Source organism: Paraburkholderia sp. RL17-368-BIF-A (genome assembly GCF_046054045.1).
Taxonomy (GTDB): Bacteria; Pseudomonadota; Gammaproteobacteria; order Burkholderiales; family Burkholderiaceae; genus Paraburkholderia; species Paraburkholderia graminis.
The window spans coordinates 201,155-222,819 of the sequence record NZ_JARESN010000007.1 but is presented as its reverse complement, the minus strand read 5'-3'; the positions used below and the strand labels follow the sequence as shown (position 1 = coordinate 222,819).

The following is a 21,665-nucleotide window of genomic DNA, read 5'->3' as shown; positions in this document are numbered from 1 at the left end:
GCGAGTAGGCAGTACGCTTACTCGCTAACGCTTACTCGACTTCCACCGCTTCCGGATTCGGATTGCGCGGCGCCGGATGCTCGTCGAAGGTCAACTGCACCTTGTCTTCCGCATCGACGTCGACCGACACGCGGCCGCCGTTCATCAGCTTGCCGAACAGCAGCTCGTCGGCCAGCGCGCGACGGATCGTGTCCTGGATCAGACGCTGCATTGGCCGCGCGCCCATCAACGGATCGAAACCGTGCTTGGCGAGATGCTTGCGCAGCGCGTCGGTGAAGAGCGCGTCGACCTTCTTCTCGTGCAACTGATCTTCCAGTTGCATCAGGAACTTGTCGACCACACGCATGATGATCTCTTCATCCAGCGCACGGAAGCTGATGGTCGCGTCCAGACGGTTACGGAACTCCGGCGTGAACATGCGCTTGATGTCGACCATCTCGTCGCCGGTTTCGCGGCGGTTCGTGAAGCCGATCACCGACTTGCCCATTGCCTCGGCGCCCGCGTTCGTCGTCATGATGATGATGACGTTGCGGAAATCCGCCTTGCGGCCGTTGTTATCCGTCAGCGTGCCGTGGTCCATCACCTGCAGCAGCACGTTGTAGATGTCCGGATGCGCCTTCTCGATTTCGTCGAGCAGAAGCACGCAGTGCGGCTTCTTGGTGACAGCCTCGGTCAAGAGGCCGCCCTGGTCGAAACCGACATAGCCCGGAGGCGCGCCGATCAACCGGCTCACCGCGTGACGCTCCATGTACTCCGACATGTCGAAGCGGATCAGCTCGATGCCGAGCGTGAACGCGAGCTGCTTCGCCACTTCGGTCTTGCCGACGCCCGTGGGACCGGAGAACAGGAACGCGCCGATCGGCTTGTCCAGCTTGCCGAGGCCCGCGCGCGCCATCTTGATCGCGGCCGACAGCGCGTCGATAGCCGGGTCTTGCCCGAACACCACGCTCTTCAGATCGCGATCCAGCGTTTGCAGCTTGCTGCGATCGTCTTGCGACACGCTTTGCGGCGGGACACGCGCGATCTTCGAGATGATTTCCTCGATCTCGTTCTTGCCGATGGTCTTCTTCTGCTTCGACTTCGGCAGGATGCGTTGCGCCGCGCCCGCTTCGTCGATCACGTCGATGGCCTTGTCCGGCAAGTGACGATCTGTGATGAAGCGTGCCGACAACTCAGCCGCCGCCGACAACGCACCCGACGAATACTTCACGCCGTGATGCTCTTCGAAACGCGACTTCAGCCCGCGCAAAATCGCCACGGTTTGTTCGACCGACGGTTCCGTCACGTCCACCTTCTGGAAACGGCGCGACAATGCCGCGTCTTTTTCGAAGATGCCGCGATACTCCGTGAACGTCGTCGCGCCGATGCACTTGAGCGTGCCCGACGAGAGCGCCGGCTTCAGCAGATTCGACGCGTCCAGCGTGCCGCCCGACGCGGCGCCCGCGCCGATCAGCGTATGAATCTCGTCGATGAACAGAATCGCGTGCGGACGTTCCTTCAGTTCCTTCAGGACCGTCTTGAGACGCTGTTCGAAGTCGCCGCGATACTTGGTGCCCGCGAGCAGCGCGCCCATGTCGAGCGAATACACCTGCGCGTCGGCCAGAATATCCGGCACTTCGCCGCGCGTGATGCGCCACGCGAGCCCTTCGGCGATCGCCGTCTTGCCGACGCCCGCCTCGCCCACCAGCAGCGGATTATTCTTGCGGCGACGGCACAGCACCTGCACCACGCGCTCGACTTCCGACTCGCGCCCGATCAGCGGATCGATGCGGCCGTCTTTCGCCATCTGGTTCAGGTTCTGCGTGAACTGGGCGAGCGGCGTTTCTTTCTGCGCGGCGGCTTCGTCGGACTCGGCATTCGCGTCGCTCGCTTTCGCGGCGTCCGAACTGCTCGTCTTGGCGATGCCGTGCGAGATGAAATTGACCACGTCCAGACGCGTCACGCCCTGCTGTTGCAGGTAATACACCGCGTGCGAGTCCTTCTCGCCGAAGATCGCGACCAGCACGTTCGCGCCGGTCACTTCCTTCTTGCCATTCGAGGTGGACTGCACATGCATGATCGCGCGCTGGATCACACGCTGGAAACCCAGCGTGGGCTGCGTGTCGACGTCGTCCGTGCCAGGCACGGTCGGCGTGTTGTCATGAATGAAGTTGCGCAGGTTCTGGCGCAGATCCTCGATATTGGCCGCGCATGCACGCAACACCTCTGCCGCTGTCGGATTGTCCAACAGCGCCAGTAAGAGATGTTCGACCGTTATGAACTCGTGCCGCGCCTGGCGTGCTTCCATGAACGCCATGTGCAGGCTGACTTCCAGTTCCTGGGCAATCATGCTTCCTCCATCACACACTGCAGCGGATGCCCGGCCTGCCGTGCGTGGGTAACGACTTGCTCGACTTTGGTCGACGCGATGTCCCGCGTATAGACCCCACAAACTCCCCTGCCCTCGCGATGCACCTTCAACATCACCTGCGTTGCGGTTTCACGATCTTTATTGAAATATTCCTGCACGATCATCACGACAAATTCCATTGGCGTGAAGTCGTCATTCAGCAGCACCACCTTGTACATGGATGGCGGCTTGAGCTTTTTCTCCTGCCGCTCCAGTACGGTGCCGTCCTGCTTGTCCGGGATAATCGCCATACACCCATTCTAAACAACTAGGACAGGCCCGCAATCCTGTCAAAACCCGGCCAGCCGGCCAGTGAGCCCGTTCGCTACCGCACGGCGAAAATTACCGCCTGCGTGCGCCATTCGACGAGCCGATTGCGGGGCCGGCTCCAGTCCAGATCATGCGTTGCGGCCGTGCTGCGCCGCAGTCGGATCGAGTATCGCACAACCTGCCGGAGCTGGCTGACCGCCGCCCACTCGCGCAACCGGCGGCGAGCGACCCGCAGAACACCATGTGAGACGATTATGCGACTTTTCAAGACAGCCCGCTTGCGCAACCGCACATAACGAAAGCGGGAAAAACCCTGGAAACCGCCTGTTTGCAACGTGTGTCAGGGCATCTCAAAATTTTCTTGACACTCGAATAAAGAGCCTCAACAATCAAGCTGGCACTTTTTTCACTGCGCCAAATTTCGAAAAAATGCCGATGGTGAGCTTGTGAGGAGGGAGCGGCTGCATCACGCGGTCGTCGAGCTTTTCGAGGGCTCGTGGTAGTGACATGAGTTACAGGGGAAGTTGGAATGGCAACTGGTACGGTCAAATGGTTCAATGACGCAAAAGGTTTCGGATTCATCACGCCGGATGAAGGCGGCGAGGATCTGTTTGCACACTTCTCGGCCATCCAGATGAATGGGTTCAAGACCCTCAAGGAAGGCCAAAAGGTGACCTTCGAGGTCGTGCAAGGCCCGAAGGGCAAGCAGGCATCGAACATCCAGGCACCCGCCTGATACTTGTTCGATACCCGTCCTTTTGAAACCCGGCTTCGCGCCGGGTTTCTTTTTGGGCGAGTATTTTTTCGCTTCTTTTTTGCGTGCGTTTTCGGTGCGGCGATTTACCGTCCGCGGCGAATCGTCGATGTCCCAAATAACGGGCAAATTGTCGCGCTGGCTATTTATTGTGTGGCTTCGCGTGTCATCGAGCGCTGAAGTTCGAGGCTTCGAGAAAGGTCGCCTTCGTACGTCGCAATGCCCTGGTGGCTGAGGTTCGAGCGCGTATCGATGACGGGCGTGATGCCGATGCTCTCGACCAGGTGACAAAACCAGTAGTCCTCCGACAGGTATACCCGCGTCTCTGGATCGATTCCGGTGTCGAAAAACGCATAAAGAAAGTCGGCGGTCTTGCCCTCGTCGAGTTCCGGGCGGCCGACGAACGGCGAGCGGCACCGCAATTCCGGATAACGCGCGATCAGCGCGACAAACACCTCGCGGCGGATCAGCATGAAACCGGTCGGCGCGTAGCGCGCGTCGAGGAAACCGTCGGCGTCCGGCTCGAGCGAGTCGGTGCGCGCGACGGCCGGATAGGTCGCGTAAAGCGCGCGGAAGTCCGCTTTGGTCGAACCGGCCGGCATCGCATGCGTGAGTCCGGTTGCCGGCCAGCCGTCGTTCTTCAACGGATATACGCCTGCCGCGACGGGTCGATCGACGCGCAAGAGACGCACGACATCTTCGCCCCTGAAACCGATGTCGCTATCGATCCACATCAGGTGAGTAAAGCGGTCGTCCGCGAGGAATTCGGCGACCATCGTATTGCGCGCGCGTGTGATGAGGCTGTCGAAACTGTTGAAGTTCACGCGAATGCCGAAACCGTGTGTCGACGACATGTCGTAGAGGTCGAGCAGTCCGAGTGCGTAGCCCGTGGTAACGACGGCGCCGTAGCTCGGCGTGGCGACGTAGACGTTTGCGGCGATGTGAGCTGGGTTCATGTTCTGATCGTTATCTGATTGCATGCGGGAGGCGGCTGTCGTCCGCCGCGCCGTAACTTAACCGAGGCGGCGCGTTGTGCGTCTCGATAAAGTTGGGGCTGTGGCGGTGTGGGTGCAATCAACGATCGTTAGGCGTGGGAAAACCCGGCTGATTGGGTGTGGCCGGGTTTTCTAGAGGGTGCGAACTGCGTGTGGTGCCGGTGCGTGCGGGTCTGGCACCGCGCGCTTAGATGTCCGCGTAGGCGGGTAATAAATCCAGATCGACTAAACGGATTTCGATGCGGTTTGCGACTTCCACGTGCTCAGGGTTGTCCGCAGAGAATACCGCGTCGGTGACGCTGACGATGATCGTGCCGGTTTGCTCGCGGCCGGCCGCGGGCACGGGAATCAACGCGCGAGCTTCCGGCACTTGCTGCACCGTGATGACTTTTGGCAGGTACAGCATCCAGCCGACGCCGGGTTTGTCGTCGAATACGCGTTTTTCGAAATAATCTTTCGGCGTTACTTCCACGACAAGCGGTTCGAATGTGGCGACGATCGCCTGAACTACACGAGCCATGTCGTCCGCCGATTCTGGGGCCAGCGCCGTATCGATATCAAGCGTCGCCCGATCGGGCAGCACCTTTGCATCCGATACTTGACATGAAATCACGGCGCTGTCGTCATCGCATGCGTCATTCCAGATCGCGGCATGCGATACGCCACGCTTTTTACCGCCGGCTCGCGTCGTCAGGACGGCGAGTGCTGAGGTAGAAGGCTCTCCGTTTTCGTCAAAGGCTGGATAGAGGCGAGCCTCCTCCAGCGAGTCGGCTGTCAGTCGCCAGTTGGCATGTGCCATCAGCGGCTGTTTCGCGAACAGCGCAGCGACGAGCCGCGATTCACGAGTCAACATTTCCCGGAAATCATGGGACGGCAGTGAAGCGTCCCGAAAGAGTGCATTTATTTCCATTGTCGGATCACGGTTGGTAGACAGCTGGAACGCCCACGCGCGTGAGCAGCGGGGCCATCTTTTTGTACGTGAGCGGCGTTTGAAAGTACCACGTCATGCGTGCAGGCGGATTCATGCGCACCACGGTGCCCTGCTCAACGATCTGGTCTTCCATCGTCCTGAAACCTTCGAACCACTTTTCGGCCTTCGGGATTGACCCATCAAGAAACTGATCGTACTTGCCCTTTGCTTCTTGAAGCATGCACGCTCCCGCCTGAAACCCGTCGAAGTCAATGCCGAGCCATTGCCACTCGTCGCTCCATCGGCATTCCTCGACGTCAAACGCAAAGCCCGTGATTCGCGCTTGATACTGGTAGGAATTCCAGTTGACCCCGTGGTTGCGGCGAACCCTCGATCCCCCCTCCGGCGGACACTTCTTGCAACTCTCCTCAGTCCGCGGCAGCGTCCGCGCAGCCGGCGCAGCCTTGCTGTCTTCCTTCGTCGTATCGCCGGACAGGCTAGCCGTTCCCGCTACCGCCGCCCCGCCCAATAAAGCTGCGCCAACGCGCGCCAAGACCGGACCGAGCGCCGTCGCTGCTCCCTCGATTAACGGTATTGCCAGACCCGCCATTGCTTAGTCCTCCCTGAAATTCAGGATGTTCGATCTTCCAGCGCACAACGCGCAAATAGTCGTGAAACCGTTCGTCCGCCGAGCGGCCCGGACGCGTCAACCACGCGCGTATGGCGGGCTGTTCGTAAAAGCCCGGCGCATACGCCTCGATGCGAAGAACCGCAACGAGATTCTCGTCACGCTCGATGCCAGGTTCGCGCGCCGCCTTGAACGCGCGCCACAGCCGCGACGAAAGCGTCGCGTCGTCCGCGAGCTTCGGATCGTCTTTGCACAAATCCGCCCGCACGCCATCGACAAAGCCCTTCGCATCAATTTCGGCGAGCGCCGCAACCTGTTCCGTCGTCAGCTCAAGCATGCGGGTGCACTCTCGTCAGTTCGCCGTTGACCTCGACCAGCCAGTCGAGCGTCGGCACAAAAAATTCGATGCGCTGCGTGAACGACAGCAGGTCTGCGATCTCGCTCATCAAGCGAGCATCGTAAAAGCGCAGCAGCGCGGTGCGACCGTCGGGCATGCGCGCGTCTAAACGCGCTCGCAACTCGTCGGCAAGCGAAGCAAAGGGATAGGCGCTGACGAGCCATGAAACGCCCTGAGCGCCTGCGCCCATCGCGAAGAGTGACTGTCGAACGTCGCCGGTTGCCTGCTCGACATCGATCAACCAAGGTCCGGCGCCGGCCAACGATGCGTCGGGTGTGCCGTCGAATAACGCAATAGCGGATGCGGGCCGCTCTACTGACTCGCCATCCGCATCCGCTGCCGTGGCCGCATAAAGCAGCGCGTCGATGAGCGCATACAGCCGCAGCGGCAACGTCGCCTGCGCCTGGCGCTGTGCGAAATAAGTGTCGATCGTCGACGGCACGGCTTACCCCCGCATCACCATCGTTGCGCCACTTTCTGCCGCGGCTTTCAGGCATTCGAGGCAGAGCGTCGGACTCGGAGACAGCGGCAACGCAGTAGCCGCCGCGAGCGCTGCGCCGGTATGCGCCTGCCCTTGCCCGTCGTCGCTAAGAGCGGAACTCGACTGCGACGCGATCAGCGTCGCGCCGCATGCAGTGCGCATACCTTCGACAGCCGTATTTCGACCGTCGATTGCGTGCGGATAACGACGGCCGAGCACGTCGGGCAAGATCGGAAATGTGCCCTTGCATTGCGGACACGCAACCATATGGCCGACGCCCGAAATGGGCTTGCCTTCCACCGTTGCTGTCGGGTTTCCTTCAAGCACTCTGCCGCCGTGCGACGTTGTGTCACCTTCGCAAATAATGCTGCGTCCCAAGTGGCCCTCTCTCAGTTCTGTTTCGTCTGAACTTTATCATCGGCAAGCGACAAAACGAACGAGTCGGGATGTGCGAGAGCTTAAGAAGTGTTAATTCACTTTCCGGAGTTTATTTTTCAATCGACCTCGCCTTTCCGTTGTTGGTTAAAGCGCTGCTCAACACACTACCTAAGCCGTTCCCTCCACCAAAACAAAATTCCCGCTCGCCGCCCCTGCGCGCAAAACTTTCGCCGCCTGATATTCCGGGCTCTCATAGAACGCCTTCGCGTCAGCGAACGAATCGAATTCGATAACCATGTGCTTCGTGTGCGTCTCGCCCTCCACATGTTCGTGTCGGCCGGAAACTGCGATGACCTTTGGCGCGACGTGTTTCGCGGCGAAGCTCGCTATCGCTTCGCCTGCGGCTTTTGAATAGATGGCGTAAGCGTTTGCGTCGGTGATGTTGACGTGTGCGATCAAATAACCTTTTGGCACGTGTGATATTCCTGTGGTTGACGGCCGCGCACTGTGCGCAGCCCGAGCCTCGCACTGTGCCCGCGTCAATGCCGCCGATAAAGCCGTCGCGAAGAACAAGACAATTCGAGCCGCACTAATAATCCGTGTTGGCGCGCCATGCAAATGAACATGAAATAAAAAAACCCAGCTAATCGTTCGCATTAGCTGGGTTTTTATCGACCTGACGGGACGTTGCCGCGCGTCCCCAAAGCCGGACTACATATTCTCGATCATCACCTGCCCGAACCCCGAACATGACACCTGCGTCGCGCCTTCCATCAAACGCGCGAAGTCGTACGTGACGCGCTTTTGCAGAATCGACGTTTCCATCGACTTGATAATCAGATCCGCCGCCTCGAGCCAGCCGAGATGGCGCAGCATCATTTCCGCCGAGAGAATTTCCGAGCCCGGATTCACGTAGTCTTTGCCCGCGTACTTGGGCGCCGTACCGTGAGTGGCCTCGAACATCGCGACCGAATCCGACATGTTCGCGCCCGGCGCGATGCCGATGCCGCCCACTTGCGCGGCCAGCGCGTCAGACACGTAGTCGCCGTTCAGATTGAGCGTGGCGATGACGTCGTATTCGGCGGGGCGCAACAGAATCTGCTGCAGGAAAGCGTCGGCGATCACATCCTTGACGACGATGTCGCCGCCCGTCTTCGGATTCTTGACCTTCATCCACGGGCCGCCGTCGATCAGCTCCGCGTTGAACTCCTTCTGCGCGAGCGCATAACCATAATCACGGAACGCGCCTTCCGTGTACTTCATGATGTTGCCCTTGTGCACGAGCGTGACCGAGCGGCGGTCGTTGTCGATCGCATACTGAATCGCCTTGCGCACGAGACGCTCCGTGCCCTCGCGCGAGACCGGCTTGATGCCGATGCCCGACGTATCCGGGAAGCGGATTTTCTTCACGCCCATCTCTTCCTGCAGGAACTTGATGACCTTCTTTGCCTGCTCGGATTCGGCCGGCCATTCGATGCCCGCGTAGATATCTTCGGAGTTCTCGCGGAAGATCACCATGTTGGTCTTTTCCGGCTCACGCACCGGCGAAGGCACGCCCTTGAAATACTGCACCGGACGCAGGCATACGTACAAATCGAGTTCCTGACGCAGCGCGACGTTCAGCGAACGGATGCCGCCGCCGACGGGCGTGGTGAGCGGTCCCTTGATCGACACCACATATTCCTTCAGCACCTGCAGCGTTTCTTCAGGCAGCCACACGTCCGGCCCGTACACTCGCGTCGATTTCTCGCCCGCGTAGATCTCCATCCAGTGGATTTTCTTCTTGCCCGCGTAAGCCTTCTCGACCGCTGCGTCCACGACCTTGATCATGACCGGCGTGATGTCGAGGCCGGTGCCGTCGCCTTCGATATACGGAATGATCGGCTGATCCGAAACGTTGAGCGAGAAATCCGCATTGACGGTGATCTTGTCACCACCGGTCGGAACCTTGATGTGCTGATACGGCATGATCGGACTCCAGTGAAGGCTGTGCTGCAAGCTGATGGGAGACTGCCAAGACGATGCTCCTCGCTACGCGCAATGCCGGACGCGCGCACGCGGCCTGGCCGTTATTCTAGCCCACACGGCCGCGGCATCGAGGCCGCCGCGGCTCGGGGTTTTCCAACATGCAGACTGGAATAAAGCACGGCGTCCGTCTGTTGTCTTCTCCATCTCGTCGATGAGCGCAGCCGCCCCGCCGCGCCCTATGCATTATTATCCCGCCATTCGCCACAGGCATCGCTCCGGCGGCCCCGCGTCGCGCCTCATGCTGCTGCGGCGGGCGCCGCACGACATCATCACCTTCCTATGCGCCTCATCGCTCTGAACAAGCCGTTCGGCACCATCTGCCAGTTTTCCGCGCACGAAACGCGCGCGTCGCTCGCCGACTGGGTCAAGGTGCCGGGCGTGTATCCGGCGGGCCGTCTCGATTCGGACAGCGAGGGCCTGCTGCTTCTCACCGACGACGGCGCGCTGCAAGCGCGCATCGCCGAGCCGCGTCACAAGCTCGTCAAGCGCTATTGGGCGCAAGTGGAAGGCGGGGTGGATTCGGCCGCGCTGAAGAAGCTCGCGCGCGGCGTCGATCTCGGCGACTACGTGACGAAGCCGTGTCGCGCCGAGTACGTCGAGCCAGGCGACACGCTATGGACGCGCATGCCGCCCATTCGCTATCGCGCCGCGATTCCGACGACATGGATCGAGTTGTCCATCACCGAAGGCAAGAACCGCCAGGTGCGCCGCATGACGGCCGCGGTCGGCTTTCCGACGCTGCGTCTCGTGCGCGTCGGCATCGGCGCGCTGGATATTTTTTCGCTCGGCCTGCAACCGGGCGAGAGCGTCGAGTTGCCGCACAACGCGCCTTGGCAAGGCGTCGCCTGATTCGCTAACTCGTTGTATGCGCGAACAAAATCGCGCGTGAAACCAGTTAATAAAAAAGCCGTGAAACAGCGGCTCGCGCATGCACGGCTCGAAGCCTGGTTCAACTCAATGTCGCGTGCTGAAATTTTCCGCAAAATTGACGTCAACCGGTGCGCAAGCTCACGCGTTATTCGACGCAGATGCCGCCCGAAGCTGTCCGGCATTCAGCCTTAAGAGCCTTTGTACAAGCCGCTTGTGCGGTCCGTGCGGGCAGTCTGAGCGCTCGGCAGACGCGTCGAAAATTTGTTCGATGCGCTGTCAACCGAAAGGTGGATGGCACGTTTACCGACATGACTCAAACATAACCGGGTCATTTGGTTAATTAACTCAAGCTGAGGATTTTCAAAATGAACAAACTGATCGCCGCTCTGGTCGCTGGCCTTTTCGCAACGGCAGCATTCGCACAAGCTTCGGCACCGGCAGCAGCTTCGGCAGCTCCGGCAGCAGCAGCTTCGTCGGCAAAGAAGACCACGAAGCACGCTCACAAGAAGTCGCACAAGAAGGCAGCTGCTGCAGCAGCCGCTTCGGCAGCTTCGGAGTAAGTTTGTCGTAAAAACGCAGTCAAGAACTCGCTTCATTGCCGTTCTTACGGCGTTGAAAGGCAGATCACCGCAAGGCGATCTGCCTTTTTGTTTTTGACGCGCTCGCGTAACATTCCCCGGTTAATCTCAGCAAGGAGTCACGCCGTGCGATTTCCCCTGCGCTCGTTGATGGCGCGCTTCATGACACCTTTCATGGCACGTCTCGCCGTTGCCGCAATCCTGCCGTTCGCGGCCATATCGTTTTCGGCTCTGAGTGCGCTGCCTGCTCACGCGCAGCAAATGCCCTCTGGCGCAAAACAGCCGGGCGAATTTCCGCGCGCGAAGCTGACCGCGGGCATGTTCGTGATCGACGCGGCCGTCGCCGCCAACGACGCCGACCGCGAGCAGGGCCTGATGTACCGCACCAGCCTCGCGCCCAACGAAGGCATGCTGTTCGTCTTCAATGAAAACGCCGTGCATTGCTTCTGGATGAAAAACACGCTGATTCCGTTGTCGATCGCGTTCATTCGCGCGGACGGCACCGTGACCGACATCGACGAAATGCAGGCCGAGACGACGAATAACCACTGCCCGAAGAACAACGGCGTGTACGCGCTCGAGATGAGCAAGGGCTGGTTCACGTCGAAAGGGATCAAGCCTGGCATGAAGATTCAGGGGCTTCCGGCGGCGCAGTAAAACCGCCCCCAACGTCGCCTCGCTCACCGCAAAGCCGGTGCCTGTTCATAAGGCATCGGCTTTTGTCGTTTTTACGCTCCGCGCGCCGCCAGCCACACCGCCAGCCACGCCACAGCCACACCTGGCAAGATTCCTGCAAAAGACGGGCCGACGCGCTATCCTAGTAGTCTTAGCAACGCAGCAATCCCGCGGTTCGGGCGGCACAGACTGCCGCCCGGCAAGCGTTTCAGGCGCGCTATTCCAAGGAGGTTCACGTGCCCCGCAAGACTCCCATCGAGCGCTACCGGAATATCGGCATCAGCGCTCACATCGATGCCGGCAAAACCACCACCACTGAACGCATCCTGTTCTACACCGGCGTGACCCACAAGATCGGCGAGGTTCACGACGGTGCGGCGACGATGGACTGGATGGAACAGGAGCAGGAGCGCGGCATCACGATCACGTCGGCGGCCACCACCGCCTTCTGGAAGGGCATGGCCGGCAACTATCCCGAGCATCGGATCAACATCATCGACACGCCGGGGCACGTCGACTTCACGATCGAAGTCGAGCGCTCCATGCGCGTGCTCGACGGCGCCTGCATGGTCTACGACTCGGTCGGCGGCGTGCAGCCGCAATCGGAAACCGTCTGGCGTCAGGCGAACAAGTACAAGGTGCCGCGCATCGCGTTCGTCAACAAGATGGACCGCGTCGGCGCGGACTTTTTCCGCGTGCAGCGTCAGATCGGCGACCGCCTGAAAGGTATCGCCGTGCCCATCCAGATTCCGATCGGCGCGGAAGAGCACTTCCAGGGCGTGGTCGATCTCGTCAAGATGAAGGCGATCTTCTGGGACGAAGAGAATCAGGGCATCAAGTTCGAGTACCGCGATATCCCCGCGGAACTCGCGGCGACGGCTAAGGAGTGGCACGACAAGATGGTCGAAGCCGCCGCCGAAGCGAGCGAGGAACTGCTGGAAAAATATCTGGGCGGCGACACGCTGACCGAAGACGAAATCAAGCACGGCATCCGCACGCGCTGCATCGCCAATGAAATCGTGCCGATGCTGTGCGGCAGCGCGTTCAAGAACAAGGGCGTGCAGGCCATGCTCGACGCGGTGATCGACTACCTGCCGTCGCCGGTCGACGTGCCCGCCATCACCGGTCACGACGAACACGACAACGAAATCGAGCGTCATCCGAACGACACCGATCCGTTCTCCGCGCTCGCCTTCAAGATCATGACCGACCCGTTCGTCGGCCAGCTGATTTTCTTCCGCGTGTACTCGGGCGTCGTGAATTCGGGCGACACCGTCTACAACGCGATCAAGGAAAAGAAGGAGCGCCTCGGCCGGATCCTGCAGATGCACGCAAACGAGCGCAAGGAAATCAAGGAAGTCTACGCAGGCGACATCGCCGCGGCAGTCGGCCTGAAGGAAGCGACGACCGGCGACACGCTGTGCGATCCGAACAACGTGATCATCCTCGAAAAGATGATCTTCCCCGAGCCGGTGATCTCGCAGGCCGTGGAGCCGAAGACCAAGGTCGACCAGGAAAAGATGGGCATCGCGCTCAATCGTCTTGCGCAGGAAGACCCGTCGTTCCGCGTGCAAACGGACGAGGAATCCGGCCAGACAATCATCTCCGGCATGGGCGAGCTGCACCTGGAAATTCTCGTCGACCGGATGAAGCGCGAGTTCGGTGTCGAGGCAACGGTCGGCAAGCCGCAGGTTGCGTATCGCGAGACCGTGCGCAACAAGGTCGAGGACGTCGAAGGCAAGTTCGTCAAGCAGTCGGGCGGCCGCGGCCAGTATGGCCACGCGGTCATCACGCTCGAGCCGGCGCCGCAGGGCAAGGGCTACGAATTCGTCGACGCCATCAAGGGCGGCGTGATTCCGCGCGAATACATTCCGGCCGTCGACAAGGGCATCCAGGAAACGCTGAAGGCCGGCGTGCTCGCGGGCTATCCGGTGGTCGACGTCAAGGTGACGCTGACCTTCGGCTCGTACCACGACGTGGACTCGAATGAAAACGCGTTCCGCATGGCCGGCTCGATGGCGTTCAAGGAAGCCATGCGCAAGGCCAAGCCCGTACTGCTCGAACCGATGATGGCCGTCGAAGTCGAAACGCCCGAAGACTTCATGGGCAACGTGATGGGCGATCTGTCGAGCCGTCGCGGGATGGTGCAAGGCATGGAAGACATCGCGGGCGGCGGCGGCAAGCTCGTGCGCGCGGAAGTGCCGCTGGCGGAAATGTTCGGCTATTCGACATCGCTGCGTTCGGCGACGCAAGGCCGCGCGACTTACACGATGGAGTTCAAGCACTACGCCGAAACGCCGAACAACGTCGCGGAAGCCGTCATCAACGCGAAGCACAAGTAAGCCTGTGCGCCGGTGAAAACGGCCTGGGTTCTGCAAGGCAAAGCAGGCGAAGCCCGTCCCTCGTGGACGGGCTTTTTTTCGTCGATCGAATAAGCTCGTGAGCGCACTCACGCGACGCGCAGCTTTTTTAACGTGTAAAAATGCCGGACGGGGCCGCGAAGTTCGCCCCGCCTCCCAAGCCACGAGGAGACACGCGATGAGCCAGGATCACGAACATCCGCATTACAACGACGAGAAAGACGCGCCGCAGCCGGCGCCTGTCGATTGGCGCGAGCATGGCGTCAAGGTCATCAGGGGCGATCAGCTCGACACCAACACGGCGCAGACGCCCGGCATGAATCGCGCCGCCGCCATCAATGCGGCACGCGTCGGTGCACAGAAAATCTGGGCCGGCACCGTGACGATTCATCCGAATGCGAAGACCGGCGCGCATCATCACGGCGCGCTCGAAAGCGTGATCTACGTGGTGCGCGGCCAGGCGCGCATGCGCTGGGGCGAGCATCTGGAGTTCACCGCCGAAGCGGGCCCCGGCGACTTCATCTTCGTGCCGCCGTATGTGCCGCATCAGGAGATCAATGCGAGCACCGACGATCCGCTCGAATGCGTGCTCGTGCGCAGCGACAACGAAGCGGTCGTGGTCAATCTGAACATCGACGCCGTCGAGCAGCCCGAAACGGTGTACTGGGTCGATCCGATTCACAAACATCCGCACGATCACTAATCCACTCTCACGCGACTCATGACGCCGACCGCTTCGCTGCGCCCTCGCCTTCTCACGCTGTACGCCGTTCTGATCGCCGCCAATCTCGCCGCCTGGGCGTGGGCGTTGATCGCGTTCCGCCACTATCCGCTGCTCATCGGCACGGCCTTGCTCGCGTATGGATTCGGTCTGCGCCATGCGGTCGACGCGGACCACATCGCCGCCATCGACGCCGTCACACGCAAGCTGATGCAGACCGGCAAGCGCCCGCTTGGCGTGGGTCTCGCGTTTTCGCTGGGACATTCGACCATCGTGATTCTGGCGACGCTCGGCATAGCGTGGACCGCGCATTCGCTGCACGGCCGCTTCGAGACCTTCAAGGCCGTGGGCGGCACGATCGGCACGCTTGTTTCGGCGACGTTTCTGCTCGTGCTCGCGGCTGTGAATCTCGTGATTCTGCGCGATGTATGGCGCCGCTATCGTCATGTGCAACGCGACGGCGAAGCCGCTGTGATCGCGTTCGATCGTGCCGATGCAGGCGCGCCCGGCGGTCTTCTATCGCGCGCGCTGCGGCCGCTGTTCCGGCTCGTGACGAAAAGCTGGCATATGTACCCTGTCGGCGTGCTGTTCGGCCTCGGCTTCGACACCGCCACCGAGATCGGTCTGCTCGCGATCGCCGCGTCCGAAGCCGGCAAGGGCTTGCCGCTGTATTCGATCCTCGTGTTCCCCGCGCTCTTCACCGCGGGCATGACGCTCGTCGATTCGACGGATAACGTGCTGATGGTCCACGCATACGGCTGGGCGATGGACGACCCGAAGCGCAAGCTCTACTACAACGCGAGCATTACGTTCGTGTCGGCGGTCATCGCGATTGTGATTGGCGGCGTCGAAGCGTTGGGACTGCTGTCGGACAAACTCGGGCTCAGTGGCGGCGTGTGGGATGCGGCGGCGAGCGTCAACGAGCAGTTCGGTGTGCTCGGCTACGGAATCGTCGCCGCGTTCATGGCGTGCTGGATCGGCTCGGTGCTGTTTCACCGCTGGCGGCGGCCGGACGTCGCAGCGCGGTGAGTCGATGAACCGCGCTCGAGCGTTCAACAGCGCTCGAGCGTTCAAGCTCTTCATAGCTCCGTTGCCGGTTCGTTCGCTATAGCGCCGCCAATGGCAATCGAAGTCCACGCGCGCAGCCCGCAGCAGGGACGCGCGGCTTCCGCGCGATGCCCCGTGAAGCCATCGCAACCGTTGTCATCACGACACACACCGGCCCTTTTTATCCGCCGATCGCGGATCTCACGCCGACGCGAGCGCTCCAATCCGCGAGCAATCGCTTAAACTGAAACGGCCTTGCATCGCCGAAACAGCGCCCATGCGCAGTCAACCTGCCGCGCATCCGGCGCGGCTTCTCAGAACCGGCAACCGAACGGACTGGACATTCCAACGATGAAGACTCCCGCTGACCGATTTCCCGCTCTCGACCTCGCCCGCCGCACCGCCGACGCCTACGGCAATCACGCCATCGACGAATTCCGCGCCGGCCGCATCACGCGCCGCGAACTGCTGCGCTATGCGAGCGTGATCGGCTTGTCGCTCGTGGGCGGCGGCGTGCTCGACGCGCCGCGCGCATCGGCACAGGGCAGCGCGAAACCCGGCACGCCGTCGAATCAGACGATTCGCGTTGCGCATCTGACGCCCGCCGGCGCAGTCGATCCGCTCACGGTGACGGACGCGGCGAGCCTCGCGCTGCTGAACCAGACCGGCGAATTCCTGATCGACGACGACGGCGAAAAGCTCATGCTGAAGCCGGCGCTCGCGTTGTCGTGGAAGCCGAACGACAAGGGCGATGTGTGGACCTTCAAGCTGCGCGAGAACGTGAAGTTCCACGACGGCCAGCCGTTCACCGCGAAAGACGTGGTCGCCACGTTCGACCGTCTCGCCGATCCGGCAAGCGGCTCGGCGGCGCTGTCGGTGCTAAAGGGCGTGCTGTCCAAAGGCGGCGCAAAGGCGGTCGACGACCACACGGTCGCTTTCCACCTCGACGCACCGAACGGCAACTTCCCCTACTACGTTTCCTCGGACAATTACAACGCAGTGATCCTGCCGGCGAATTACGCGGGCGGTTATGAAAAGAGCTTCATCGGCACCGGTCCGTTCAAGCTCGAGAAGTATCAGGCGAAGGTCGGCGCGTCGTTCGTGCGCAACCCCGATTACTGGGGCGAAAAAGCGTTACCGCAACGGGTACAGTTTTCGTTTTACGCGGACCAGCAGGCGCAACTGCTCGCGCTGCAAGGCCATCAGGCCGATGTGATGGGCACGTTCACCGTGCAGGGCGGCGCGGCCATTCTGAACAACCCCGACTACAAGGCAGTGGGCGTCAAGTCGAGCGCGCATCGGCAGATTCATATGCGCAACGACAATCCGCTCTTCAAGGACAAGCGCGTGCGCGAGGCGCTCGCGTTGTCGCTCGATCGCGACGTCCTGGTGCGCGGCCTCTTCAAGGGCCGCGCGCAACTCGGCAACGACAGTCCGTTCGCGCCGGTGTTTCCTTCGTCGGATGCGGGCGTGCCGCAGCGCAGGATCGACGTCGCGAAGGCCAAGCAGCTGCTCGCGCAAGCGGGCGTGCCCAACGGCTTCGACGTCACGCTGACCACCGAAAAGTACATGGAGATTCCCGATCTCGCGGTCGTCGTGCAGAACGCGGCGAAGGCGATCGGCGTGCGCATCAACCTGAAAGTCGAGAGCCAGTCGTTGTATTACGGCGCGGGTACGCCGGGCAAATCGGACTGGCTCGACTCGCCGCTCGGCATCACCGACTACGGTCATCGCGGCGTGCCGAATGTGTTTCTGAACGCGCCGCTCACGAGCGGCGGCACATGGAATGCCGCGCACTTTAAGAATCCGCAATACGATCAACTGGTCGCGCAGTTCGTCGCGGCTGTCGACCTCGCCTCGCAGAAGAAAATCTCCGGGCAGATTCAGACCTTGTTGCTCGACGAAACGCCGATCATCATTCCATTCTTCTACGATCAACTGATCGCGATGCGCAAGGGCGTGAACGGCGTGCGTTTCACCGCGCTCGCGCAGCTTTATTTCGACCGCGCGGTGCTGAGCGCCTGAGCGTCCCAGCGTCTGAGCGTTTTACTCGCGCGCCGCCTTTGACTGGTCAGCCGTTCACTATGTCGACCACTGCAAATCCCTCCGCTTCCGCGCCGAACGGCAACGCCGGGCGCGTCGTGCGTTTTCTGGCGACGCGCGTCGGCCTCTCGTTGATCACGCTGTGGCTGTTGTCGATGATCGTGTTTGCGGGCGGCCAACTGTTGCCCGGCGACATCGGCCGCGCGGTGCTCGGTCCGCTCGCCGACGCGCGCGCGGTCGCCGCGCTCAATCATCAACTCGGCGCCGACCGTCCGCTGACGACGCAATACGTCGACTGGATCACGCATTTCCTGCGCGGCGACATGGGGCTTTCGTACGCGTATCGCGAGCCAGTGGGACCGTTCATCGCCGATGCGCTCGCGCATTCCGCGAAGCTCGGCTTGCTCGCGTTCATCGTCGTCGTGCCGCTCGGCATTGCGGGCGGCGTGTGGTCCGCCATGCACGCGGGACGCTGGCTCGATCGCACGATCAGCATCGCGGGCTTGTCGGCAACGGTGGTGCCCGAGTTCGTCTCGTCGATCGTGCTGATTCTCGTGTTCGGCGTGTGGCTGCGCTGGCTGCCTATCGAAGCGTCGTATCCGCCCGATGCCGGCGCGCTCGAACAGTTGCGTTACCTGATCCTGCCGATCCTGCCGCTCGTGCTGGTGTTCTTCGGCTACATCGCGCGGATGGCGCGCGCCGGCACCGTCGAAGCGCTCGACGCCGACTACACGCGCACCGCGATATTGAAGGGCTTGCCGCGTCATGTCGTGATCTGGCGGCATGTGCTGCGCAATGCGCTGCTGCCGACCATCACCGTGGCCGCAACTCAGCTCGGCTACATGATCGGCGGACTTGTCGTGGTGGAGACGCTGTTCCGCTATCCGGGCATCGGCTCGCTGATCTACAACGCCGCGAAGGCCAAAGACTTCCCCATGCTCGAAGCCGGCGTACTGACCATCGGCGTGGTGTACACCGCGGCCAATCTGATCGCGGATGCGTTGCACGTGCTGCTCAATCCGCGCTTGCGCGTGAGGAGCGCCGAATGAGCACGATCGTTCCACCGGCCGCGCCGCGCGCCGCGAGCGAGCCGCGCTTCGACCCGTTGCGCGTGCTGCTGCGCTCGCCGACGTTCGTCGTCGGCCTCGTCATCGTCGTATGGTGGATTGTTTGCGCGATCGCCGGGCCGTGGTTCGTGCCCGTCGATCCGTACGCGTCCGACCCGCTCAACTCGCTGATGCCGCCTGATCACACGCACTGGTTCGGCACCGATCAACTGGGCCGCGATGTGTTCTCGCGTGTGATCGTCGGCGCGCGCGACATTCTCACGATTGCGCCGCTCGCGACGCTGCTCGGCACGGCGACGGGCACCGCGCTCGGTCTCGTGGTCGGCTACTTCGACGGCTGGGTCGACAACGTGGTGGGCCGCGCAATCGACGCCATTCTCGCGCTGCCGCTCGTGATCGTCGCGTTGCTCGCGCTTGCCGCGGTGGGCGCGTCGAACTTCACGGTGATACTCGTGATCGGCATCACCTTCGCGCCGATCACCGCGCGCACCGTGCGCGCGGCCGTGTTCGCCGAGCGCCATCTCGACTACGTGGCCGCCGCCCAACTGCGCGGCGAACGCGCGCCGTACATCATGTTCGCGGAGATTCTGCCGAACGTGCTGCCGCCCATCATCGTCGAGGCGACCGTGCGGCTCGGCTACGCGATCTTCGCGGTGGCCACGCTGTCGTTTCTCGGCTTCGGCATTCAGCCGCCGTCCGCCGACTGGGGCCTCGCCCTCTCCGAGTCGTACACGCTGATGGCGGGCGGCGCATGGTGGACCGTCGTGTTCGCGGCCGCCGCGATTGCGTCGCTCGTCGTCGGCGTGAATCTGATCGCCGACGGCGTACAAGGTGTACTCGACCGATGAACGGACCGCCGCCCTCCTCGTTCCCCGCCTTCGACGTCTCGAAGAGCGATCGCACGGATGCGCTGACCGTCGTCGGCCTGACGGTCACGTACCGGATGCGCGGACGCGATCGCGAAGTGCTGCAGGACGTGTCGTTTCGCGTGCGGCGCGGCGAAGCGTATGGGCTCGTCGGCGAATCGGGCTGCGGCAAGTCGACCGTCGCGATGGCGGCGCTGCGCTATCTGCCGCGCAACGGCAAAGTGAAGGCGGGCAAGATCGCGATCGCGGGCGCCGAGGTGAACAAGCTCGATGCCGATGCATTGCGGGCGCTGCGCGCCAATACGATTTCGATGGTCTATCAGGACCCCGGCCGCGCGTTGAATCCGTCGCTCACGATTGCGCGGCAAGTGTCCGAAGCATTCGAAGCCGCCGGTCTCGCGCGCGAAGAAGCATTGCAGCGCTCGCTCGAGATGTTGCAACGGGTGCGCATTGCGTCGCCCGAGCGGGTGATGGCCAGCTATCCTCATCAATTGTCGGGCGGCATGCAGCAGCGCGTGGTGATCGCGATGGCGCTCGCTTCCAACCCGGCGCTGCTGATTCTCGACGAACCGACCACGGGGCTCGACGCCACGGTCGAAGCCGAAGTGCTCGACCTCGTCGCGCAACTGCGCGCGGAGCTGGGCACGGCCGTGCTGTTCATCAGCCATAACCTCGCCGTGATCGGACGCATGTGTGAGCGCGTCGGCGTGCTTTACGCGGGCAAGCTGGTCGAGGAAGGCGCGACCGAAGATGTCTTCACGCGGCCGCGTCATCCGTACACGGTGGGCTTGTTGCGCTGCCTGCCCACGGCGGGGCGCAGCAAGGACAGCGAGCGGCTCGATACGATTGCGGGCGGCTTGCCGTCGCCGGGGTCGGTCACGCAAGGCTGCATCTATGCCGAGCGTTGCCGTCTCGCCGACGACCGCTGCCGCCGCGAAGCGCCGCCGCCGTATCGCGTGAGCGCAGCGCATGGCGATCAGATGTCGCGTTGCCATTATCACGAGCGCGCGATCGAGTTGCCGCGCGCAAGCGCGCAAGCGTTGCCCGCGGACCATCGCGCGATGAGCGGCAACGAGCCGCGTGCGCTCGTGCTGCGGGCCGAAAATCTGTCGAAGACTTTCCATGTATCGGGCGGCGGGTTGCGCGCGGTCGACAACGTATCGCTCGATCTCGCAGCCGGCGAGACGCTCGGCCTCGTCGGCGAATCGGGCAGCGGCAAGACGACGCTTGCGAAGCTGATGCTCGGCCTGCTCACGCCCGACGCCGGCAGCGTGCTCGAACTCGACGGCGCGCCGCTCGCCGCGCGCGTCACGCGACGCAACGACGAGCAGGTCAAGTCGCTGCAGATCGTGTTCCAGAATCCCGACTCGGCGTTGAATCGCGCGCATTCGGTCAAGCGTCTGATAGGCCGCGCGTTGTCGCGTCTTGGCGCGCTGCGCGGCGCCGCCATCGACGAACGGCTTGCCACGCTGACCGCCGCCGTGCGTTTGCCGGAGCGCTATCTCGGCTCGCGCACGCGCCAGCTTTCCGGCGGACTCAAGCAGCGCGTGGCGATTGCGCGCGCATTCGCGGGCGAGCCGCGCGTGGTGGTCTGCGACGAGCCGACTTCCGCGCTCGACGTCTCCGTGCAGGCCGCGATTCTCAATCTGCTCGCCGATTTGCAGCGCGAGCGCGGCGTCAGCTACGTGTTCATTTCGCACGATCTGCATGTCGTGCGCTATCTGTCCGATCGTATCGCCGTGTTGTATCTCGGCAGGCTGCTCGAAATCGGGCCGGCTGCAGCCGTGTTCGACGGACCGCAGCATCCTTATACGGAAGCGCTGTTGTCGTCGGTACCGACACTCGATGCCCACGCGCGTAAAACCCGCATTCGGCTTTCAGGCGATTTGCCGAGCGCCGCATCGCCGCCGTCGGGTTGTGTGTTTCATACGCGCTGCCCGCGCAAGCTGGGCGCGATCTGCGAGCAGCAGGACCCGCCGTTTGCGGACGCAAGCGGCGGCACGGAAACTACCGAAGGCAAGCACCTGATCCGCTGCCATATTCCCGTCGATCAATTGCGCATGCTGCAAGCCGCCCCGCGCGACGAGGTCAACGACATTCCCGACGATGCGCCAACTGTCTAACGCAAAACGCCGGACGCGACCCATCGCAATAGATGCGCCAGCCGCGCGTGCCTGGAACCAAAGCGCCGCAATTGCCTCATATCAA

General features: G+C 62.2%; 21 protein-coding genes. 11 read left to right on the top strand and 10 right to left on the bottom strand.

The annotated features are described in order from the left end of the window. Window positions 1-31 precede the first annotated feature (31 nt). Both clpA and clpS read right to left on the bottom strand, forming a co-directional pair. Window positions 32-2,329, bottom strand: a complete 2,298-nt coding sequence (clpA, locus tag P0D87_RS14845; protein WP_006050101.1) for an ATP-dependent Clp protease ATP-binding subunit ClpA — start codon at window positions 2,327-2,329, stop codon at window positions 32-34. After that, a complete protein-coding gene (gene clpS / locus P0D87_RS14840; RefSeq protein WP_006050100.1) occupies window positions 2,326-2,640 on the bottom strand; it encodes an ATP-dependent Clp protease adapter ClpS in 315 nt (104 codons plus the stop codon). Before clpS ends, clpA begins: the two co-directional genes overlap by 4 nt. Window positions 2,641-3,188: 548 nt before the next feature. On the opposite strand from clpS, the gene P0D87_RS14835 reads away from it, so the two are divergent. Further along, a complete protein-coding gene (locus tag P0D87_RS14835) occupies window positions 3,189-3,395 on the top strand; it encodes a cold-shock protein (protein WP_007180614.1) in 207 nt (68 codons plus the stop codon). A 164-nt stretch (window positions 3,396-3,559) separates the two neighbouring features. Here P0D87_RS14835 and P0D87_RS14830 read toward each other — a convergent pair whose 3' ends face one another. From P0D87_RS14830 to icd, 8 genes are all read right to left on the bottom strand, one after another. Further along, window positions 3,560-4,369, bottom strand: coding sequence for a hypothetical protein (locus tag P0D87_RS14830; RefSeq protein WP_321175747.1), 810 nt, complete (start codon window positions 4,367-4,369; stop codon window positions 3,560-3,562). Between the two features lie 226 nt (window positions 4,370-4,595). Beyond that, complete coding sequence (locus P0D87_RS14825; protein WP_053858659.1) at window positions 4,596-5,318, bottom strand: immunity 52 family protein; 723 nt, start codon at window positions 5,316-5,318, stop codon at window positions 4,596-4,598. 7 nt (window positions 5,319-5,325) lie between these two features. Next, window positions 5,326-5,928, bottom strand: a complete 603-nt coding sequence (locus tag P0D87_RS14820) for a restriction endonuclease fold toxin 5 domain-containing protein (protein ID WP_053858660.1) — start codon at window positions 5,926-5,928, stop codon at window positions 5,326-5,328. Then, the gene (locus P0D87_RS14815) at window positions 5,816-6,283 is read right to left on the bottom strand and encodes a hypothetical protein (protein WP_053858661.1); all 468 of its coding nucleotides are present in this window, start codon (window positions 6,281-6,283) and stop codon (window positions 5,816-5,818) included. The genes P0D87_RS14820 and P0D87_RS14815 overlap by 113 nt, the downstream gene beginning before the upstream one ends. Continuing rightward, complete coding sequence (locus P0D87_RS14810; RefSeq protein ID WP_053858662.1) at window positions 6,276-6,785, bottom strand: DUF4123 domain-containing protein; 510 nt, start codon at window positions 6,783-6,785, stop codon at window positions 6,276-6,278. Before P0D87_RS14810 ends, P0D87_RS14815 begins: the two co-directional genes overlap by 8 nt. Window positions 6,786-6,788: 3 nt before the next feature. Beyond that, window positions 6,789-7,202 (bottom strand): PAAR domain-containing protein, encoded by a 414-nt coding sequence (locus tag P0D87_RS14805; protein ID WP_029968055.1) that lies wholly within the window; start codon window positions 7,200-7,202, stop codon window positions 6,789-6,791. A gap of 168 nt (window positions 7,203-7,370) precedes the next feature. Further along, a complete protein-coding gene (locus tag P0D87_RS14800) occupies window positions 7,371-7,661 on the bottom strand; it encodes a DUF1330 domain-containing protein (RefSeq protein ID WP_216649322.1) in 291 nt (96 codons plus the stop codon). Between the two features lie 252 nt (window positions 7,662-7,913). Beyond that, window positions 7,914-9,170: an NADP-dependent isocitrate dehydrogenase gene (icd, locus tag P0D87_RS14795; RefSeq protein ID WP_006050089.1), complete on the bottom strand. Its 1,257-nt coding sequence runs from the start codon at window positions 9,168-9,170 to the stop codon at window positions 7,914-7,916. Between the two features lie 339 nt (window positions 9,171-9,509). On the opposite strand from icd, the gene P0D87_RS14790 reads away from it, so the two are divergent. The 10 genes from P0D87_RS14790 to P0D87_RS14745 all read left to right on the top strand — a co-directional run bounded on the left by P0D87_RS14790 (window position 9,510) and on the right by P0D87_RS14745 (window position 21,580). After that, window positions 9,510-10,079 carry a pseudouridine synthase gene (locus P0D87_RS14790; protein WP_053858663.1) on the top strand — a complete coding sequence of 190 codons (570 nt, stop codon included), beginning with the start codon at window positions 9,510-9,512 and terminating at the stop codon, window positions 10,077-10,079. Between the two features lie 386 nt (window positions 10,080-10,465). Next, a complete protein-coding gene (locus P0D87_RS14785; protein ID WP_027212290.1) occupies window positions 10,466-10,660 on the top strand; it encodes a hypothetical protein in 195 nt (64 codons plus the stop codon). A gap of 144 nt (window positions 10,661-10,804) precedes the next feature. Continuing rightward, a complete protein-coding gene (locus P0D87_RS14780) occupies window positions 10,805-11,335 on the top strand; it encodes a DUF192 domain-containing protein (protein ID WP_053858664.1) in 531 nt (176 codons plus the stop codon). 254 nt (window positions 11,336-11,589) lie between these two features. Beyond that, the gene (gene fusA / locus P0D87_RS14775; protein ID WP_006050086.1) at window positions 11,590-13,695 is read left to right on the top strand and encodes an elongation factor G; all 2,106 of its coding nucleotides are present in this window, start codon (window positions 11,590-11,592) and stop codon (window positions 13,693-13,695) included. 196 nt (window positions 13,696-13,891) lie between these two features. Continuing rightward, on the top strand, window positions 13,892-14,416 hold the full coding sequence (locus tag P0D87_RS14770) for a cupin domain-containing protein (RefSeq protein ID WP_006050085.1): 525 nt from the start codon (window positions 13,892-13,894) through the stop codon (window positions 14,414-14,416). 18 nt (window positions 14,417-14,434) lie between these two features. Continuing rightward, window positions 14,435-15,463 (top strand): HoxN/HupN/NixA family nickel/cobalt transporter, encoded by a 1,029-nt coding sequence (locus P0D87_RS14765; protein ID WP_053858665.1) that lies wholly within the window; start codon window positions 14,435-14,437, stop codon window positions 15,461-15,463. A gap of 369 nt (window positions 15,464-15,832) precedes the next feature. Further along, the gene (locus P0D87_RS14760) at window positions 15,833-17,506 is read left to right on the top strand and encodes an ABC transporter substrate-binding protein (protein WP_053858666.1); all 1,674 of its coding nucleotides are present in this window, start codon (window positions 15,833-15,835) and stop codon (window positions 17,504-17,506) included. Between the two features lie 59 nt (window positions 17,507-17,565). Continuing rightward, complete coding sequence (locus tag P0D87_RS14755) at window positions 17,566-18,573, top strand: ABC transporter permease (protein ID WP_006050082.1); 1,008 nt, start codon at window positions 17,566-17,568, stop codon at window positions 18,571-18,573. After that, the gene (locus P0D87_RS14750; RefSeq protein ID WP_006050081.1) at window positions 18,570-19,439 is read left to right on the top strand and encodes an ABC transporter permease; all 870 of its coding nucleotides are present in this window, start codon (window positions 18,570-18,572) and stop codon (window positions 19,437-19,439) included. The genes P0D87_RS14755 and P0D87_RS14750 overlap by 4 nt, the downstream gene beginning before the upstream one ends. After that, entirely contained in the window at window positions 19,436-21,580 is a 2,145-nt protein-coding gene (locus tag P0D87_RS14745; protein WP_035569892.1) for an ABC transporter ATP-binding protein, read from the top strand. The genes P0D87_RS14750 and P0D87_RS14745 overlap by 4 nt, the downstream gene beginning before the upstream one ends. Window positions 21,581-21,665: the final 85 nt, after the last annotated feature.

What these genes read in the sequence shown, in the direction of transcription:
- clpA (WP_006050101.1), bottom strand. Translation starts at nt 2,329, where the DNA reads ATGATTGCCCAGGAACTGGAAGTCAGCCTGCACATGGCGTTCATGGAA.
- clpS (WP_006050100.1), bottom strand. Translation starts at nt 2,640, where the DNA reads ATGGCGATTATCCCGGACAAGCAGGACGGCACCGTACTGGAGCGGCAG.
- P0D87_RS14835 (WP_007180614.1), top strand. Translation starts at nt 3,189, where the DNA reads ATGGCAACTGGTACGGTCAAATGGTTCAATGACGCAAAAGGTTTCGGA.
- P0D87_RS14830 (WP_321175747.1), bottom strand. Translation starts at nt 4,369, where the DNA reads ATGAACCCAGCTCACATCGCCGCAAACGTCTACGTCGCCACGCCGAGC.
- P0D87_RS14825 (WP_053858659.1), bottom strand. Translation starts at nt 5,318, where the DNA reads ATGGAAATAAATGCACTCTTTCGGGACGCTTCACTGCCGTCCCATGAT.
- P0D87_RS14820 (WP_053858660.1), bottom strand. Translation starts at nt 5,928, where the DNA reads ATGGCGGGTCTGGCAATACCGTTAATCGAGGGAGCAGCGACGGCGCTC.
- P0D87_RS14815 (WP_053858661.1), bottom strand. Translation starts at nt 6,283, where the DNA reads ATGCTTGAGCTGACGACGGAACAGGTTGCGGCGCTCGCCGAAATTGAT.
- icd (WP_006050089.1), bottom strand. Translation starts at nt 9,170, where the DNA reads ATGCCGTATCAGCACATCAAGGTTCCGACCGGTGGTGACAAGATCACC.
- P0D87_RS14790 (WP_053858663.1), top strand. Translation starts at nt 9,510, where the DNA reads ATGCGCCTCATCGCTCTGAACAAGCCGTTCGGCACCATCTGCCAGTTT.
- P0D87_RS14785 (WP_027212290.1), top strand. Translation starts at nt 10,466, where the DNA reads ATGAACAAACTGATCGCCGCTCTGGTCGCTGGCCTTTTCGCAACGGCA.
- P0D87_RS14770 (WP_006050085.1), top strand. Translation starts at nt 13,892, where the DNA reads ATGAGCCAGGATCACGAACATCCGCATTACAACGACGAGAAAGACGCG.
- P0D87_RS14765 (WP_053858665.1), top strand. Translation starts at nt 14,435, where the DNA reads ATGACGCCGACCGCTTCGCTGCGCCCTCGCCTTCTCACGCTGTACGCC.
- P0D87_RS14760 (WP_053858666.1), top strand. Translation starts at nt 15,833, where the DNA reads ATGAAGACTCCCGCTGACCGATTTCCCGCTCTCGACCTCGCCCGCCGC.
- P0D87_RS14755 (WP_006050082.1), top strand. Translation starts at nt 17,566, where the DNA reads ATGTCGACCACTGCAAATCCCTCCGCTTCCGCGCCGAACGGCAACGCC.
- P0D87_RS14750 (WP_006050081.1), top strand. Translation starts at nt 18,570, where the DNA reads ATGAGCACGATCGTTCCACCGGCCGCGCCGCGCGCCGCGAGCGAGCCG.
- P0D87_RS14745 (WP_035569892.1), top strand. Translation starts at nt 19,436, where the DNA reads ATGAACGGACCGCCGCCCTCCTCGTTCCCCGCCTTCGACGTCTCGAAG.